General features: G+C 37.5%; 17 protein-coding genes. 15 read left to right on the top strand and 2 right to left on the bottom strand.

Going from position 1 to position 18,096, the window contains the following annotated elements; all coding sequences use genetic code 11:
- The first annotated feature begins 411 nt into the window (after positions 1-411).
- The 13 genes from polA (at position 412) to H9635_RS12000 (ending at position 14,122) form a co-directional block, all read left to right on the top strand.
- Positions 412-3,042 carry a DNA polymerase I gene (polA, locus tag H9635_RS12060; protein ID WP_191700551.1) on the top strand — a complete coding sequence of 877 codons (2,631 nt, stop codon included), beginning with the start codon at positions 412-414 and terminating at the stop codon, positions 3,040-3,042.
- A 12-nt stretch (positions 3,043-3,054) separates the two neighbouring features.
- Entirely contained in the window at positions 3,055-3,927 is an 873-nt protein-coding gene (gene mutM, locus H9635_RS12055; RefSeq protein WP_191700550.1) for a bifunctional DNA-formamidopyrimidine glycosylase/DNA-(apurinic or apyrimidinic site) lyase, read from the top strand.
- Positions 3,928-3,939: 12 nt separating this feature from the next.
- Positions 3,940-4,536 carry a dephospho-CoA kinase gene (gene coaE / locus H9635_RS12050; protein ID WP_318245213.1) on the top strand — a complete coding sequence of 199 codons (597 nt, stop codon included), beginning with the start codon at positions 3,940-3,942 and terminating at the stop codon, positions 4,534-4,536.
- Between the two features lie 183 nt (positions 4,537-4,719).
- Positions 4,720-5,739: a glyceraldehyde-3-phosphate dehydrogenase gene (locus H9635_RS12045; RefSeq protein WP_191700549.1), complete on the top strand. Its 1,020-nt coding sequence runs from the start codon at positions 4,720-4,722 to the stop codon at positions 5,737-5,739.
- Between the two features lie 275 nt (positions 5,740-6,014).
- The gene (gene nrdR / locus H9635_RS12040; RefSeq protein WP_191700548.1) at positions 6,015-6,482 is read left to right on the top strand and encodes a transcriptional regulator NrdR; all 468 of its coding nucleotides are present in this window, start codon (positions 6,015-6,017) and stop codon (positions 6,480-6,482) included.
- 19 nt (positions 6,483-6,501) lie between these two features.
- The gene (locus tag H9635_RS12035; protein ID WP_191700547.1) at positions 6,502-7,866 is read left to right on the top strand and encodes a replication initiation and membrane attachment family protein; all 1,365 of its coding nucleotides are present in this window, start codon (positions 6,502-6,504) and stop codon (positions 7,864-7,866) included.
- Between the two features lie 2 nt (positions 7,867-7,868).
- A complete protein-coding gene (dnaI, locus tag H9635_RS12030; RefSeq protein ID WP_191700671.1) occupies positions 7,869-8,810 on the top strand; it encodes a primosomal protein DnaI in 942 nt (313 codons plus the stop codon).
- Positions 8,811-9,333: 523 nt separating this feature from the next.
- A complete protein-coding gene (gene thrS, locus H9635_RS12025) occupies positions 9,334-11,265 on the top strand; it encodes a threonine--tRNA ligase (RefSeq protein ID WP_191700546.1) in 1,932 nt (643 codons plus the stop codon).
- 534 nt (positions 11,266-11,799) lie between these two features.
- Positions 11,800-12,303 (top strand): translation initiation factor IF-3, encoded by a 504-nt coding sequence (gene infC, locus H9635_RS12020; protein WP_191700545.1) that lies wholly within the window; start codon positions 11,800-11,802, stop codon positions 12,301-12,303.
- Positions 12,304-12,338: 35 nt separating this feature from the next.
- A complete protein-coding gene (gene rpmI, locus H9635_RS12015) occupies positions 12,339-12,539 on the top strand; it encodes a 50S ribosomal protein L35 (protein ID WP_036156293.1) in 201 nt (66 codons plus the stop codon).
- A 76-nt stretch (positions 12,540-12,615) separates the two neighbouring features.
- Positions 12,616-12,975 carry a 50S ribosomal protein L20 gene (gene rplT / locus H9635_RS12010; protein ID WP_191700544.1) on the top strand — a complete coding sequence of 120 codons (360 nt, stop codon included), beginning with the start codon at positions 12,616-12,618 and terminating at the stop codon, positions 12,973-12,975.
- 78 nt (positions 12,976-13,053) lie between these two features.
- Positions 13,054-13,323: a DUF1294 domain-containing protein gene (locus tag H9635_RS12005; RefSeq protein WP_191700543.1), complete on the top strand. Its 270-nt coding sequence runs from the start codon at positions 13,054-13,056 to the stop codon at positions 13,321-13,323.
- Positions 13,324-13,531: 208 nt separating this feature from the next.
- Complete coding sequence (locus tag H9635_RS12000) at positions 13,532-14,122, top strand: peroxidase-related enzyme (RefSeq protein WP_191700542.1); 591 nt, start codon at positions 13,532-13,534, stop codon at positions 14,120-14,122.
- Positions 14,123-14,170: 48 nt separating this feature from the next.
- Here the strand turns inward: H9635_RS12000 and H9635_RS11995 are convergent, their stop codons facing one another.
- Complete coding sequence (locus H9635_RS11995) at positions 14,171-14,551, bottom strand: sigma-w pathway protein ysdB (RefSeq protein ID WP_191700541.1); 381 nt, start codon at positions 14,549-14,551, stop codon at positions 14,171-14,173.
- 90 nt (positions 14,552-14,641) lie between these two features.
- On the opposite strand from H9635_RS11995, the gene H9635_RS11990 reads away from it, so the two are divergent.
- Together H9635_RS11990 and H9635_RS11985 are read left to right on the top strand one after the other, a co-directional pair.
- Positions 14,642-15,124, top strand: a complete 483-nt coding sequence (locus tag H9635_RS11990) for a dUTP diphosphatase (RefSeq protein WP_191700540.1) — start codon at positions 14,642-14,644, stop codon at positions 15,122-15,124.
- A 90-nt stretch (positions 15,125-15,214) separates the two neighbouring features.
- Complete coding sequence (locus H9635_RS11985; protein WP_191700539.1) at positions 15,215-16,303, top strand: M42 family metallopeptidase; 1,089 nt, start codon at positions 15,215-15,217, stop codon at positions 16,301-16,303.
- A 51-nt stretch (positions 16,304-16,354) separates the two neighbouring features.
- Here the strand turns inward: H9635_RS11985 and H9635_RS11980 are convergent, their stop codons facing one another.
- Positions 16,355-18,022, bottom strand: a complete 1,668-nt coding sequence (locus H9635_RS11980; protein WP_191700538.1) for a sensor domain-containing diguanylate cyclase — start codon at positions 18,020-18,022, stop codon at positions 16,355-16,357.
- Between the last annotated feature and the right edge of the window lie 74 nt (positions 18,023-18,096).

The raw sequence follows: 18,096 nt of genomic DNA, 5'->3' as shown, positions 1-18,096 counted from the left end.
TTGCGGAAGGTTTCTGTTTGCATAAGGATTATAAGATGGAGTTTGCGATGAATTGCGAATAGAGGGTATTGCCTGCTGATGTTAAGTTCTTGGAAGGGACATTCACTTTGGCGTCCTGCATAATTGTGGCGAATAAGAATTTTATTGCAGAAGAGTTTGCGTTTATGTTGGCAATTCATCGCAATAATCGCTAAAGTAGAAGGAGAACATACAATCGTAACTTAACTTCTTACAGTGCGTTTTGAACACACGCCAGAAGTTAATGCCTCTGGGTGGAGCAACAGATTCGGCAAAGAGTGTTTAAAAGAAAATCCGGTTAAAAGTGTCGGGTGACTGATCCGTATCCTGTGAACCTGACCCGAAACCGGGCGTAATCACCCCGAGGTGAAATTGATTAATGGAGGAACGCGCATGACAAAACAAAAATTACTTTTACTAGATGGAAACTCATTGGCTTATCGTGCTTTTTTTGCATTGCCGCTGCTGACAAATGACAGTGGGATTCATACAAATGCTACTTACGGATTTACAACGATGCTGCAAAAAATTATCGGTGAGGAAAATCCGACACAAATGCTTGTTGCGTTCGATGCCGGGAAAACGACTTTTCGTCATGAATCGTTCGGTGAATATAAAGGTGGACGTCAAAAAACTCCGCCAGAGCTTTCCGAACAATTCCCTTATATTCGTAAGCTGATTGATGCATACAACATTAAACGCTATGAACTGGAAATGTACGAAGCAGATGATATTATCGGAACACTAGCGAAACAGGCTGCCGGACAAGGTATAGAAGTTATCGTTGTTTCGGGAGACAAAGATTTAACGCAGCTAGCAACAGAAGATGTCACAGTCTATATAACTCGTAAAGGGATTACCGATATTGAAAAATATACACCGGCACATATTCAAGAAAAGTATGGACTGACACCGGAGCAAATTATCGATATGAAAGGGCTTATGGGCGATCAATCGGATAATATTCCGGGAGTTCCGGGCGTTGGTGAAAAGACAGCGATTAAATTATTGAAGGAACACGGTACAATTGAAAAACTATATGAAGCGATGGATTCATTGAAAGCATCGAAAATGAAGGAAAAGCTGGTAGATAATGAAGAAATGGCACACTTATCAAAAAAACTTGCGACAATTCATACAGATGCACCACTAACAATTTCACTGGATGATTTAGCTTATTCAGGTCCGGATGAGGAATCACTTCTTAATGTATGGCAAGAGCTTGGGTTTAAATCTTTAATCGAAAAGAGCGATTTTGAAGCAGTAGAAACTGAACAAGCTGAACTAGTATTTGAAAATGTACAGTCTATTAAAGCTGACATGTTAAAAGATACGATGGCAATTCATCTGGAGTTGGAAAATGAACATTACCATAGCTGTAATGCCCTCGGTTTAGCCTTGACAGACGGGGAACGCACGGTATATACAGCGATTGATAATGTAGTGGATAATGCAGATTTAAAAGCATGGATCCAAGATGAAACAAAGAAAAAATATATGGTAGACAGTAAAGCGACACAAGCAATGCTCCATCGTTTAGGGATTGAGCTAAAAGGTGTGGAGTTCGATTTATTGTTAGCTTCGTACATTTTAAAGCCGTCGATTTCTGGTGATGATGTTGCAACACTTGCAAAAGAATTCGGTTATCAGGATGTACAATCCAATGAAGCGATTTACGGAAAAGGGGCAAAGTGGATTGTTCCGGGGGCAGATCATGTAGCAGAACATGTAAGCCGAAAAGCAGTAGCAGTATGGAAGCTGCAGCCAGTTTTAGAGCAAACACTTAAAGAAAATGAACAGTTTGAATTATATAAAGAGCTGGAGCTGCCGCTTGCACATATTTTAGGGAAAATGGAGAGCGAAGGGATAACAGTCAATATCGATACATTGCGTCAAATGGGTGATGAACTGAAGACAAAGCTCGAAGTAATGGAAGCGACAATTTATGAACTGGCAGGCGAGAAATTCAATATTAATTCACCGAAACAGCTTGGTGTTATCTTATTTGATAAATTAGGCTTACCTGTCATTAAAAAGACAAAGACAGGATATTCAACAGCAGCCGATGTACTGGAGAAGTTACAGTCCGAGCATGACATTGTGAAGCATATTCTTGAGTACCGTACGCTTGCGAAACTGCAATCAACATATATTGAAGGTTTAATAAAAGAAGTGCATAAAGAAGATTCAAAAGTGCATACCCGATTCCAGCAGGCTTTAACTTCAACTGGGCGTTTAAGCTCAACAAACCCGAATTTACAAAATATCCCGATTCGTTTAGAAGAAGGACGTAAAATTCGAAAAGCATTTGTTCCGTCGAAAAAGGATTGGATTTTGTTTGCGGCGGACTATTCACAGATTGAGCTGCGCGTATTGGCTCATATGTGCGGTGATGATGCGCTTGTAGAGGCATTCCAGCAAGGAATGGATATCCATACACGGACGGCAATGGATGTGTTTAATCTTGAAAATCCGGATGATGTGACAAGCTTAATGCGTCGCACAGCAAAAGCTGTAAACTTTGGTATTGTATACGGGATTAGTGATTATGGCTTATCACAAAGCCTTGATATTACACGTAAAGAAGCTGGGATTTTCATTGAAAACTACTTGCAAAGCTTCCCTGGTGTAAAAAACTATATGGATACAAGTATTGAAGAGGCCAAGAAAGCCGGCTTTGTTACAACGATTTTAAATCGCCGCCGCTACTTGCCGGACATCACAAGCTCGAACTTCAATTTAAGAAGTTTTGCAGAGCGTACGGCGATGAACACGCCGATTCAAGGAAGTGCAGCGGATATTATTAAAAAAGCAATGATTGACATGGATGCTCGCCTTGAACAAGAAGGGTTGCAGACGAAGCTGTTGTTACAAGTACACGATGAGCTTATTTTTGAAGCACCAAAAGAAGAAATTGAAATTTTAGAACGTATCGTACCTGAAGTTATGGAAAATGCAATTAAGTTGAGCGTGCCGTTAAAGGTTGAATTTTCATATGGTCCTACATGGTACGATGCGAAATAAGGAGTACCATTTATGCCAGAATTACCAGAAGTAGAAGGGGTCGTACGTGATTTACGGCCAATCGTAGAAGGGAAGACGATTGAATCTGTCTCTTTATCGGATGTCGTTTATACATCGCATGAGGCAGGGAAACAGGCGATTGTAAAAAACGCAAAGCCTTCTCAATTTGAACTATTAGTACGCGATATGAAAATCGATAAATTGGAGCGCAGATCAAAATATATATTCTTTCATCTAAAGAAAAATGATGAACGTTTTATTTTAGTGAACCATTTAGGGATGAGTGGCGCATGGTTTGTTGTGAATGATGTGGTGGAGATAACGGAAGAAAAATTCCGTAAGCATATCCATGCGATATTTACATTGGCAAGCGGAGAATTGCTTGTCTATGCTGATATCCGCCGTTTTGGTGAATTGCGCTTTATAAAAGAACTAGCAGACCATCCACCTTTACTGAAAATGGCACCGGAGCCTTTTGATGAAAGCGCATGTGATTTTTTCCTAACGCAAAGTGAAAAGCCGAAATTTGCGAAAAAGGCGATTAAAGAAGTCATTATGGACGGTCAAGTTATCTCAGGCTGCGGGAATATATATGCAACTGAAGCTTTATTTAAATTATTCATTCATCCTGGCCGTGTGACAAGTGACTTAAATAGAGAGAAAAAAATGGAGCTCTTTCAAATGATTTGTGATGTACTTCAGGAAAGCATCGACTCAGGCGGCTCTACAATATCTGACTATCGGAGTATTAACGGTGGGGCAGGTACGATGCAGCATCGCTTAAAAATGTACGGAAAAAAACAATGTGTAATATGTGAAGCAAATACAGAGTCCATCGTTATCGGGGGAAGGACGTCAACATATTGTCCTCAATGTCAAAAGTAAAGGGGAATTACTGTGATTATAGGTTTAACAGGAAGTATTGCAAGTGGAAAAAGTACAGTCGCAAAAATGATTCAGTCATATAACTTACCAATTGTTGATGCCGATCAAGTTGCACGACAAGTCGTAGAGCCAGGAAGTCCAACGCTTTTGAAAATCGCCGAAGTATTTGGACAGGATGTCATTTCTGAAGATGGTACAATGGACCGCGCAAAAGTAGGGAATCTTATTTTCCATGATGAATCGAAGCGTCAACAACTAAATGCCATCATTCACCCAGCTATTCGTGAAGAAATGATTCGCCAGCGTGATGAGTTTATTTCATACGGTGAAAAAAACGTATTTATGGATATTCCATTATTATTCGAAAGCAAGCTCGAGCATTTTGTTGAAAGGATTATTGTAGTTTCGGTAAGGGAGGATGTTCAACTAGAACGCTTAATGGAACGAAACGGCTTGACAGAAGAAGAAGCCAAAGCACGTATTGCTACGCAAATTCCTGTAAAAGATAAAGAAGCGCTAGCTGATATAGTTATTTATAATAATGGCTCTTTGGAAGATACTGCCCTTCAATTGCAAAATGTTTTATATGAATGGAATGTTTTGAAATAAAATAATGCCTTGCCCGTTTTTGTTTGAAGCGGGTTAAGGCATTTATTTTTAGGGTATGTATTATCTGAAAATAACAACTTTTTTTATATGTGTTAAATATGTTCACCTTTTTAGAATATGTGTTATACTAATCAACGAATAAATAAAACGAATGAATCGTACTTTTAGGAGGATTTAAATAATATGACAGTTTCTATTGCAATTAATGGTTTTGGCCGCATTGGTCGTATGGTATTCCGACAAGCGATGATGCGCGGTGATGTTAATATCGTAGCAGTAAATGCAAGTTACCCATCTGAAACGTTAGCACATTTAATTAAGTATGACACAAATCATGGTGTATTTCCAGGTACTGTTGAAGCGGTTGAAGGTGCATTAATCGTAAACGGTAAACGTGTTGAGCTAGTTAGTGAACGCGATCCTTTAAAATTACCATGGGCTGAAATGGGTGTAGATATTGTTATTGAAGCTACTGGTAAATTCAATGACCGTGAAAACGCTGCAAAGCATATAGAAGCTGGCGCGAAAAAAGTTATTTTAACAGCTCCAGGTAAAAATGAAGATATTACAGTAGTGTTAGGTGTAAACGATGATAAATTAGATTTATCAAAACACGATGTCATTTCAAACGCTTCTTGTACGACAAACTGCCTAGCTCCAGTAGCAAAAGTATTAAATGATGAATTTGGTATTGTAAACGGCTTAATGACAACTGTACACGCTTATACTAATGATCAAAATAACATTGATAACCCACATAAAGATTTACGTCGTGCTCGTAACTGTGCATCGTCAATTATTCCAACTTCAACTGGTGCAGCTAAAGCTTTACGCTTAGTGTTGCCAGAGTTAGATGGCAAAATTCACGGTATGGCCTTACGTGTACCAACACCAAACGTATCATTAGTGGACTTAGTTGTAGATTTAGAAAAAGATGTATCAGTAGAAGAAGTAAATGCTGCATTTAAAGCAGCTGCTGAAGGCAAAATGAACGGTATTTTAAACTTCTCAATGGAGCCATTAGTATCTTCAGACTACAATACAACAACATATTCTTCTACAGTTGATGGATTAACAACAATCGTTTTAGGCGACCGTAAAGTAAAAGTAATTGCTTGGTATGATAACGAATGGGGTTATTCTGCACGTGTAGTAGACTTAGCAAATAAAATCGCCAAAGAATTAGTAGCGGTGAATGCATAATTTAATTTCTTTTTACGAGTAAAAAGAATGAAAAGTCTTGATTGGAAATTCGGTAAGTGATTCTTTCGGCATATATAGTGCCGGGATATAACTAAACTATTGCCTTTTGTAGAATATTTATTTTTACAAAAGGCATTTTCTATTGTGTGAATCGATAGGGCACTATATAATTGAATCACTTTCCTTTTGGAAAATTTCGACGCGCATGAAGAACTATTTCACGCGCGTTGTTTTTGTTATAATATAGATAAACTAACATTTAGGAGAAATAAAATATGAGATGTCCAGCTTGTCAATACAACGGTACACGTGTTGTAGATTCAAGACCTGTTGATGATAATAAAGAAATTCGAAGACGTCGTGAATGTGAATCGTGTGCTTTCCGTTTTACGACATTTGAAAAAATAGAAGAAACACCTTTAATCGTTGTGAAAAAAGGTGGCTCGCGTGAAGAATTCAGCCGTGAAAAGGTATTGCGAGGACTAATACGGGCATGTGAGAAACGACCGGTTGCTTTAGATCAATTGGAAGAGATTGTATTATCAATTGAAAAGGAATTACGTCGACTTGGCAATGCAGAAGTACGTTCGGAAGATGTGGGTGAAATGGTAATGGATCGCCTAGCAACAGTTGATGAAGTTGCATATGTACGATTTGCATCCGTTTATCGACAATTTAAAGATATTACTGTATTTATCGAGGAACTAAAAGAAATTATGACACGTCAGTCAAGTGACAAATAAGTTTTAGGAGGGGGACAAAATGGTTCACTTTAAAGAAATACAGCCAACAGATCATTTTGAAATAACGCTCCCTCACGCCTTATCTACAAATGAACGTCAATTATTAACGCTATTTTATCAGCCCCTAACAGGACCGGAGCCGATAAGTTTATTTTTAACACTATGGGCGGAAGCTGAAAATCATACACCTCAGCAATATAATCATTATTATTTGATGCATGTATTGTCGATGCCTTTGAAGAAGATTTTTGAAGCGCGAATTGCATTAGAAGCGATTGGTTTAATGCGTACTTGGCGAAAGGATACTGCTAATGAACGTCATTTTATATATGAATTAGTAAGACCACTCGATGCACCGAGCTTTTTTAAAGACCCGCTTTTATCGATGTTCTTATTTAGTAAAATTGGCGAGGGAGCTTATCGGAAATTACGTCAGCGCTTTTTGACTCAGCCAAATAAAGAACAGTTTGAAGAGGTCACACGTACATTTATGGATGTGTATCGTCCGATTAATCAAAATCTGCCTCAGGATGAGTTGGAAACAGTGACACCGAAGCAAATTGATTATCCATTTTATTATGAGCAATTTGATTTTAAGCTACTGCAGGCTGGCCTATCTGAGCAGTTAATACCGAGTGCAGCATTAACTGTGAAAGCAAAGGAAACAATTGCAAAGCTTGCCTTTTTGTATCATCTCACGCCATTGCAAATGCAAAAAGTGGTAATACAAGCATTGGACGAGCAAAATAAACTAACGACCGATCGTTTAAAACGTTGTGCAGCAGATTATTATAAATTGACCGTTTCTACAGAAGCCCCGGTCATGACAAAAGTATTCGAGGGCAAAAATAATGATACTTTACACGCGGAAAACTTAACGAAGGAACAAGAACTTCTGCATTATTTGGAAACAACGCCACCGGTTCAAGTGTTGCGTGACATCAATAATGGAAAAGAACCAATTCCTTCTTCAATTCAACTTGCAGAAGATTTAGTTGTAAAGTATAGCATGCCTATAGGAGTAGCTAATGTACTGCTCGAATATGTCATGTTATCGACAGATATGAAATTACCGAAAAGCTATGTAGAAAAAATTGCAGATCACTGGAATCGTAAGCAATTGAAGACGGCTAAAGAGGCGATGGATTTAGCACGTGAAGAACGCGATAAATATACGAAATGGAAACAGGAAAGTTCAGTGGTCAAACAACCGGCTACTTCCCAAAAGAAGCCTTCGTACAATCGTAAAAGTGGACGAGATGAACAAGTTCCTGACTGGTTTTACAAGCGCAATGAGCAGCAGCAACCAGAAAAAGACAGTACAGTGGATTTCGAACAGGAGCGCCTAAAAATATTACAAAAGCTTGATAGGGCAGGTGAATAACAATAGAACCGATTAATAATCAATTAAATCAAATTAAGAAAAAAATGCCCTCTTTTGAAGAACGTTTTGAAGCGATGCGCAGAGAGACGATCGAACATCCGAAAGTTCAACAGTTTTTACGTGAACATGAACAGCAAGTGACGAAAGAAATGGTTGAAATTAGTTTACCTAAATTATACGAATTTATTTCACAGTCAACAGGATGTTGCGGAAATGGACATACAGGACAATGTACAAATTTATTGCAAGGTTATCTTCCAAAATTATTTATAACGCATAATGTCATTGATATTACGTATGTTCCTTGTGAGCAAAAGCTTCGCGAAGATGAACGACGTGATGTAGCCAATATGATTTCGAGCATGCATATGCCAAAAGATGTATTAAAGGCAACATTAAAAGATTTGGCAATCGACAATCATTCCCGACTTAGTATTGCAGAACAAGCAGCTGAATTTGTCGCGACTTATAAGCGAACGGGAGAATTACCGAAAAAAGGATTTTACTTGTACGGTAAATTCGGTGTTGGAAAATCCTTTGTACTTGGAGCGATTGCAAATGAGCTTGCAACACTAAAGGTAAGAACAGTTGTCGTATTTGTTCCTGAGTTTTTACGAGAAATGAAAAATGCGATTAGCGACAATACTTTGAATGAAAAAATAGACTATGTCAAAAAGGCGCCTGTATTAATGTTGGATGATATCGGTGCAGAGACGATGTCGGCATGGACACGTGATGAAATACTCGGGACGATTCTACATTACCGAATGAGTGAAGAATTACCGACATTTATTACATCGAACTTTGATTATAAAGGGCTGGAGCATCATTTAGCGCAATCACAACGTGGTGATATCGAAGTCGTAAAGGCTGCTCGTATTATGGAACGAATTAAAGCTGTGACAATTCCGGTTGCGATGGATGGAGTCAATCGCCGAGAATAAAAAATAACAAGAAAATTTACTTTTTACCAGTTGCAATTGTTATAAATCGAGCGTATACTTTGTACGTAATTAAACAAAAAATGCATTGAAAAGGACAACAAGTTTAACGAACTAGCTTATAGAGAGGGGAGCCATGGCTGCAAGCTTCCTAGCACAAGCGTTTCACTTTACTACCTTCGAGCAGTGACGGGGCCAATCCGTCAACGTTTCTCAGTACGTTAACTGACCGAGAGCTTCTAATTCGTATTGACGAAGAAGGAAGAAGGGTGGCACCACGAGCATACAGCATCGTCCCTTTTATAGGGACGGTGCTTTTTATTTTGCCTTAAAATAGGTGAAGCTACTAATATCGTTGATTTCCGTTACGGCGGACGCTTTCCGGGGGCGTGGCCTGAGCCTGTAGTCTCAGGCGTCACGCTATTCCCCCAGGAGTCGCCGCCTTCACTCCAATCAACTAGTTGGGTCTCAAAATGCCCTTCGTTCCAAAATAAATTAGTTTTAAATAATGAAGGAGGACAATAACATGTCAGAAATGATCAAATTAACTTTCCCGGATGGCGCAGTAAAGGAATTTGCCAAAGGAACATCTACATTAGACGTTGCAGGCTCTATTAGCCCAGGTCTAAAAAAATCAACATTAGCCGGTAAAATCAACGGTACACTTATCGATGCAAAAACAGGAATTGAACAAGATGGTGCAATCGAAATCATTACTAACAAATCAGATGAAGCGTTAGAAATCCTTCGTCACTCAACTGCTCACTTAACAGCGCAAGCAGTAAAACGTCTATACCCAGATGCAAAATTAGGTATTGGTCCAGTAATTGATTCAGGTTTCTACTATGATATCGATTCACCAACTCCGATTACTGCTGAAGATTTACCAGCAATCGAAAAAGAAATGAAAAAAATCATTTCTGAAAACATCGAAATCGAGCGTAAAAATGTATCTCGTGATGAAGCACAAAAAATTTACGAGGAAGTTGGCGACGAGTATAAATTAGAATTACTTGAAGCAATTCCAGCAGATGACCAAGTATCAATCTACTACCAAGGCGATTTCTTTGACCTTTGCCGTGGTGTACACGTACCGTCTACAGGGAAATTAAAAGAGTTCAAACTTTTATCTTTAGCTGGTGCATACTGGCGCGGTAACTCGGATAATAAAATGCTGCAACGTATTTACGGTACTGCATTCTTTACAAAAGACGAGTTGAAACATCACCTGCAAATGCTTGAAGAGGCAAAAGAGCGTGATCACCGTAAAATTGGTAAAGAATTAGATTTATTCATGACTTCTCAAACAGTAGGGCAAGGCCTACCGTTATGGTTACCAAACGGTGCAACAATCCGCCGTACAATTGAACGCTATATTGTAGATAAAGAATTATCATTAGGTTACAAACATGTATACACACCAGTATTAGGCTCGAAAAAATTATACGAAACTTCAGGTCACTGGGAGCACTATCAAGACGGCATGTTCCCGCCAATGGAAATGGACAATGAAACACTTGTTTTACGTCCGATGAACTGTCCTCACCATATGATGGTATTCAAAAACGGTCTGCACTCTTACCGTCACTTACCAATCCGTATCGCGGAACTTGGTACAATGCACCGTTACGAAATGTCAGGTGCCGTATCTGGTTTACAACGTGTACGAGGAATGACTTTAAACGATGCGCACATTTTCGTACGCCCGGATCAAATTAAAGCTGAATTTAAAAAAGTAGTTGAATTAATCCTTGAAGTATACAAAGACTTCGAATTGAAAGATTTCTCATTCCGTCTTTCATACCGGGATCCGAATAACACAGAGAAGTATTTTGATGACGATCAAATGTGGGAAACTGCACAAGCAATGTTAAAAGAGGCAATGGATGAGCTAGGTTATGATTACTTCATCGCAGAAGATGAAGCAGCCTTCTATGGTCCGAAATTAGACGTTCAAGTAAAAACAGCTATCGGTAAAGAGGAAACTTTATCAACTGCACAACTTGACTTCTTATTGCCACAACGCTTCGACCTTTCTTACATTGGTGAAGACGGTCAGCCACAACGTCCAGTAGTTATTCACCGTGGTGTTGTATCGACAATGGAACGCTTTGTAGCATTCTTAATTGAAGAGTACAAAGGGGCATTCCCAACTTGGTTAGCACCAGTTCAGGCAACAATTATTCCTGTATCAAACAGCGTACATTATGACTACGCTCGTGAAGTTCAGGAAAAACTAGCAGCTGCTGGCGTACGTGTTGAAATGGATGATCGAGAAGAGAAATTAGGTTACAAAATCCGTGAATCTCAAATGAAGAAGATTCCTTATATGCTCGTACTTGGAGATAAGGAAGTAGAAGATAATTCAGTAAATATTCGTCGCTACGGTTCGAAGGATTCTGAGACAATCAGCTTTGAGCAATTCCTTGCAGATATTACTGAAGAAATAAAAAAATAAGATAGCAACTTAGAACTCCATAATAAAAGCAGTTCAAATTTTACTATGAGTAAATTTGAACTGCTTTATTTTTGTGCCTTGAGATTATCAATAGACTCAGTCCGATTTTTCAAAGAGGATTATGATTTTTTCACAACATCGATATCGAAGAAGAAACATTGAAAATTAAAAAACTTTTTAAACTTAAAAGATTATATTATAAAGCGTACTAAAAAGCTTGACGTTATTTTTAAAGCATGATAAGATTGTTTAAGTTATGAATACAAAAGTTTGCAAGTAGAGGCTGCCCGCTTCTCACCTGATTAAGTGCTTTTATAAGTTACGAGCAGGTATTAGACACGTTGAATTGTTTTGCGCAGGACTGCGTATGCACATATAGCGGGCGGACATCTCAAATGTCCGTCCTTTTTGTTTGAATAAAACAAAAAGTACATATGGACATAACGCAGAGGTGTACCGTTCGACCGGGTTATACTTTACACCAACTCATGTATTCCGACAAACATTTGGAGGTGGATTAATATTAGCAAAGACATGTATGTAAACGAAGGCATTCGCGCACGCGAACTTCGTCTAATCGACCACAACGGTGATCAACTAGGTCTAAAAACGCGTACAGAAGCGATGGAGATTGCTGCTCGTGCTAACTTGGATCTTGTCCTTGTAGCCCCTCAAGCCAAACCACCAGTCGCTCGTGTTATGGACTATGGTAAATTTAAGTTTGATCAGCAAAAGAAAGACCGTGAAATTCGTAAAAATTCTAAAGTAATCGTTATGAAAGAGGTTCGCTTGAGCCCGACGATCGATGAACATGATTTTCAAACGAAATTACGTAACGCGATTAAGTTCCTTGAAAAAGGTGACAAAGTTAAAGCATCAATTCGCTTTAAAGGTCGTGCAATTACACACAAAGAAATCGGTCAACGTGTGTTAGATCGCTTTGCCGAAGCGTGTGCTGAAGTATCTACGGTTGAACAAAAACCGAAGATGGAAGGCCGAAGCATGTTCTTAGTTCTTCAACCAAAGAATGAGAAATAATACTTATGTATAAACAAGTTTAGGAGGAAATCGACATGCCAAAAATGAAAACTCACCGTGGAGCTGCGAAACGTTTCAAAAAAACAGGTACTGGTAAATTAAAATTTGACCGTGCTTATGGCTCTCACTTATTCGCTAACAAATCAACTAAAGCAAAACGTCACTTACGTAAAGCGAAAGTTGCATCTTCAGGCGATTTCAAACGTATCCGTACATTATTAACTTACATGAAGTAATCTTTGACCGTTTTAAAGATTATTAAAAAAACTAAAAAACAACTACATTCGAAAGAATTAGCAGGAGGTAATTACTATGCCACGCGTTAAAGGCGGAACAGTAACACGCGCTCGTCGCAAAAAAGTTTTAAAATTAGCTAAAGGTTACTACGGTTCAAAACATACATTATACAAAGTAGCTAACCAAGCAGTAATGAAATCAGGTCAATATGCATACCGTGACCGTCGTCAAAAGAAACGTAATTTCCGTAAATTATGGATCACTCGTATCAACGCAGCTGCTCGCATGAACGGTTTATCTTACTCTCGTTTAATGCACGGCTTAAAAGTAGCAGGTATCGAAGTTAACCGTAAAATGTTAGCTGACTTAGCTGTAACTGATAGCGCAGCATTCACTCAATTAGCTGACGCAGCTAAAAAAGCAGTCGCTAAATAATTAGCACTTACTTTTATAATTAGACTGGTAGGGAATTTTCCTTATCAGTCTTTTTTCAAATTGAGGGGGAATTTGTTTATGGCATTGGCAGCACTTTCATATTTAGTAGTCGTTTCACTCATTTTGTGCATTTATATGTATATTGATAAAGAACGTGCAAAGAAACAGGAATGGCGCATTTCAGAAAAAACATTGCTGACGCTTGGATTATTAGGTGGAGCATGCGGTGGTGTGTTAGGAATGTATTTATTCCGGCACAAAACAAAGCACAATGCATTTGCATTCGGCTTTCCATTAATGGCAGCAGTACATATTTTTCTAATAGTTCAGCTATATAGTAGTATTTAATTAAACACATTAAGGAAGTATTATTTTCCTTAGTGTGTTTTTTGTTATGGGGCATTTATTGTTTCTCATTATTCCTACATAATTGGTTTGTATTATAAATAGCTATAATTTATAATATATTCAGAAAACTATTTTTAGGGGGATTTTTTTTGATAGTCTCTACAAATTTCATACAGTCATCAGTAATTAGGGGAAATGGGAATAAATGATGAGCAAATACAATGAACAGCTGTCGCATTTACAAGTGCCTAATGAAAAGGAAATTCCACAGGAGCTACAGGAAATTTTCGATGGTCATGTTGAAAAGCAATTAGAGCAAAATGGCTTCGTGAATAACTTATTTAAAGTGCTTCCTTTAAATGCTGCGCAATATAAAGGGTTTTTAGACTTTAAATATTCCTTGTTTAATGAAGAAACATGCTATTTATCAACAGCAGATAAAGAAATGATTGGACTTGTTGTGTCTTCAACAAACAGTTGCAGCTACTGCTTAACAACGCATAGCGATATATTGCGAGGGCTGACAAAAAATCCAGGTTGGGTAGACCAGCTTACATATAATTATCGTTCTGCAAAACTGACGGATAAGCAGCGAGCATTATGTGATTATGCATACCGTACTACACGTTATCCGAATGAAATTACTACAAAAGAAGTAGATTTATTGCGTGAAGCTGGATTTAATGATCATGAAGTTTTAGAAGCGGCATTTACAGTAGGCTTCTTCAATTATACAAACCGCTGGGTAAGTACAATAGGTGCAATTGCAAATGAAGGTCATTACGGACATAATCGATAAAAAATGGGTGCTACAGTTTAATGTAGCACCCTGATTCGTTCAAAGTATTCAATCTTGCATTAATTGTTCAATTGGGTTTTTCCAGTTAATTTTCGCGTTAGGATAATTCATTAAAATTTCTTTTTCCAAATATAAAAAATCCTCTTTCGTGAAGCCTTGAAGTTTCATCGAATCATGGACGAAGACGAAAATGCTGACGACATCAAATGCATTTTCAGTCGTACCTAAATATTTTTCACCTTCAAATAATGCTCCTTTATACGTAATGAAAAAGTTTTTCCGAATGTTCTTTACATCATCATAAAAATAATAGTGTCCATTTTCATAGGCCTCATCTAATTTACGCTTCGGGTCAGTTAAATAGCGTACCCCTTTGTAAAATATGTAAATGATGAGAAGGATAATGGCAAACCGTAATAATATAGCCATAAAACTTCCTCCTTGCTAGCGGTGTTTCTCTGCTATACGATTAAGTAGTAGAAAAAGTTTCAATATTTTTAGCAAAAGAGGGATTTTATTATGGAATTTAGTCAATTATTTGAAATGCAGAAGCAGCTTGACCGCTATATTGAAGAAACACAAAATATACAACATGACGTTTTTGATGAAAAAGGACTGGCGTTATTGGTTGAGCTTGGAGAGTTGGCAAATGAGACGCGCTGTTTTAAATTCTGGTCTACAAAAGGTCCGTCTGAGCGAAATGTCATTTTGGAGGAGTTTGTAGACTCCATTCATTTCATGCTATCACTTGGGTATATGCGTGATTTTAAACTGGATGAGTGGCCTGTTGTAATGGAGAAAGCGGATTTAACAAAGTGTTTTATTACGGCAACACAAACTGTTCTTACCTTCTTGCAGCATCAAACAGAGGAAAACTATAAAGACATTTGGACGCAGTATAGCTTAATTGCCTACAATTTAGGTTTCACGGTAGAGGATATTATAGAGGCATATAAACTAAAAAATGAAAAAAACTATGAACGTCAACGTAACGGCTATTAAAATAGTTTTAATTAGTCAGCAATAAACTATTTCACATTTCGAAATATTGGCGCTATAATAGGTAAGAGTAACTATTAGGGGGATATCCACATGACAAAGCTAGATGCTACATTACAAATGTTTAAAGATTTAACAGATGCAAACGGAATTCCGGGAAATGAACGCGCTCCACGTGAAGTAATGAAAAAGTATATTGAGCCATTTGCAGATGAAATAGAAACTGATAACTTAGGTAGCTTAATTGCAAAGAAAGTGGGCGATGAAAATGGTCCAAAAATTATGGTTGCTGGCCACTTAGATGAAGTTGGTTTTATGGTAACTCGCATTGATGACAAAGGATTTGTATTTTTCCAAACAGTGGGCGGCTGGTGGAGTCAAGTTATGCTTGCTCAACGTGTTACAATTACAACACGTAAAGGGGAAGAAATTATTGGGGTTATCGGTTCAAAACCACCACATATTTTACCGGCAGATGTCCGCAACAAAGTAGTGGATATTAAGTCAATGTTCGTTGATATCGGAGCTACTTCCAAAGAAGAAGCGATGGAGTGGGGAGTGCGTCCTGGTGATATGATCACACCGTACTTCGAATTCCATGTAATGAAAAATGAGAAGCATCTTTTAGCTAAAGCATGGGACAACCGTATTGGCTGTGCCATTGCAATCGATGTTTTAAAAGCATTAAAAGACGAAAATCATCCAAACATCGTTTACGGTGTAGGAAATGTGCAAGAAGAAATCGGCTTACGCGGTGCAAAAACATCAACATTTAAAGTACAACCGGATATCGGTTTTTCAGTAGATGTAGGTGTTGCTGGAGATACACCAGGTGTAACATCAAAAGAATCTACTTCAAAATTGGGTGAAGGTCCACAAATTGTTGTATTTGATGCATCAATGGTTTCTCATACAGGTTTACGCGAATTTGTACTTGATGTGGCAGAAGAAGCTGGCATTCCATATCAATTCGAAGCAATGGCAGGCGGAGGCACGGATGCGGGAAGTATCCATATTACAGCAAACGGTGTTCCATCATTAGCAATCGGTGTTGCTACACGCTATATTCACTCACATGCAGGTATTTTACATCGTGATGACTATGATAATGCCGTAAAACTAATCGTAGAAGTAATCAAGCGATTAGACCGTGAGACAGTAAATAAAATTACGTTTGAGTAAAAGAGGGTGTATTCAGGAAGGGTTTAACCTTTCCTGAATACACCAATTTTTTTATTTTATATATAACTTATAGTTATCCCTACCACTATTTTTCGCTTCGTATAATGCAATATCTGCGTTTTTAATTAACTCGGATTTAGTGATTTTTTGAGAAAATTTCGCCATTGCAATTCCCATACTTGTAGTAACCGTTAATTTTTGTCCTTTGATTTTCCATGGTTGCTGCATTTTAATTTTAATTCTTTTCGCAATTTCAACGGCATTTTCGATATTCTGTATGTTGGGTAAAAGAATAACAAATTCATCACCACCCATTCTTGCCACAGTATCATGACTTCTAATAGATTGTTGGATTCGAGCCCCAAACTCCTTAATAACTGCATCGCCTATATCATGGCCGTAAGTATCATTAATTACTTTAAAATGATCTATGTCTAAAATAACTATTGCTAAACTATTGTTTTTGTTTGAAAACTGTTTTTTAGCTGATGCGAATCGTTTATTGAATAGAATACGATTCGGAAGTTCCGTTAAAGCGTCGTGATAAGCAAAATATTTAAGTTTTGATTCGTACTCTTTTCTTAATGTAATATCTCTTGTAAGAATAACTAAATGCTGCAACTCATTTTTATGATTAAAAACTGGTTTCCCAATGGATTCGCACCAGAGCATTTCTTCATTCGCATTTTTCTGTTTAAATTCAATAGTGAAGGCTTCCCCTGATTGTATGGATTTCTTAGCTACATCTTTTATGCGTTCCTGATCAGTAGGATGAATATTATGTACAAAATCTTTCCCGAGAAATTCGTTACTTTGATAGCCTAATACATTTTTATAGGAAGGGGAAACATAAATAATTTTGCCATCCTTATTAACGAGTGTTATTAAATCATTGGCGTTTTCTGCAATAATTCGAAATCGATTTTCACTTTCCTCTAACTTTTCACTATTTTTCATCAAGTCTGTTACGTCTTTTAATATGCCGTACAATCCAATGACTACACCATCCACGAGAAGGGGTACAATTTTATAAATGATATTTACATAGTCTCCACTTTTATTTTTAATAATTATGTTGTAGCTTTTAGTTGTTCCGTTAATTGCATCATCTATTACTCTTTTTAGCTCTATGTCCTGTAATTCTACTAGTGTATTAAAGGATTTCCCGACTACTTCCTCGATTTTATAGCCAGTAATTTTTTCACTCGCCTCATTCCCATCTGTAATATACCCCATATTATTTAGAATAAAAATGCCATCTGTATTATGAAAAAATAAAGAATGGAAACGATCATTGTTTTCTATAGCATTACTTGCCATTTCCTTCACAGAAGAAAGAGTTTCTTTTTCTTTTGTAATATCCCGTACAACTGCAACAAGTCGATCGACTAAACCATGTTTGTTTAATAGCGGTGTTAAAACCGTTTCAAAGTAGAGCGTTTTTTGTCGTTCTTCATTAATTTCATAAGTATCTTCGTATGTAAAACTTGTCTGACTTATAGCAACTTTTCTAAATAGTTCATATAAAAATTCTGATTTATCTAAACGCTTCTCAACTTCCTTAAGACTTAAACCAATAATATCTTTGGATGTACCTATACGTTCCTTCGCGGATTTATTAATAAACTGAAATTGAAAATCGTCCTTATTAATCACTTTAAATACAAAAATCATATCAGTAATACCGTCCATTAATACTTCCTCAAAAAAATTATTCATAATGCAACAGCCCCTTAACAATAAAATGCTCCATCTTTTTAGTAGATATTTGATTAATTTTATTAAATTGTTCC

Source organism: Solibacillus faecavium (assembly GCF_014836905.1).
GTDB lineage: Bacteria > Bacillota > Bacilli > Bacillales_A > Planococcaceae > Solibacillus > Solibacillus faecavium.
The sequence above is the reverse complement of the archived record's forward strand: the minus strand, read 5'-3'. Positions and strand labels throughout refer to the sequence as shown.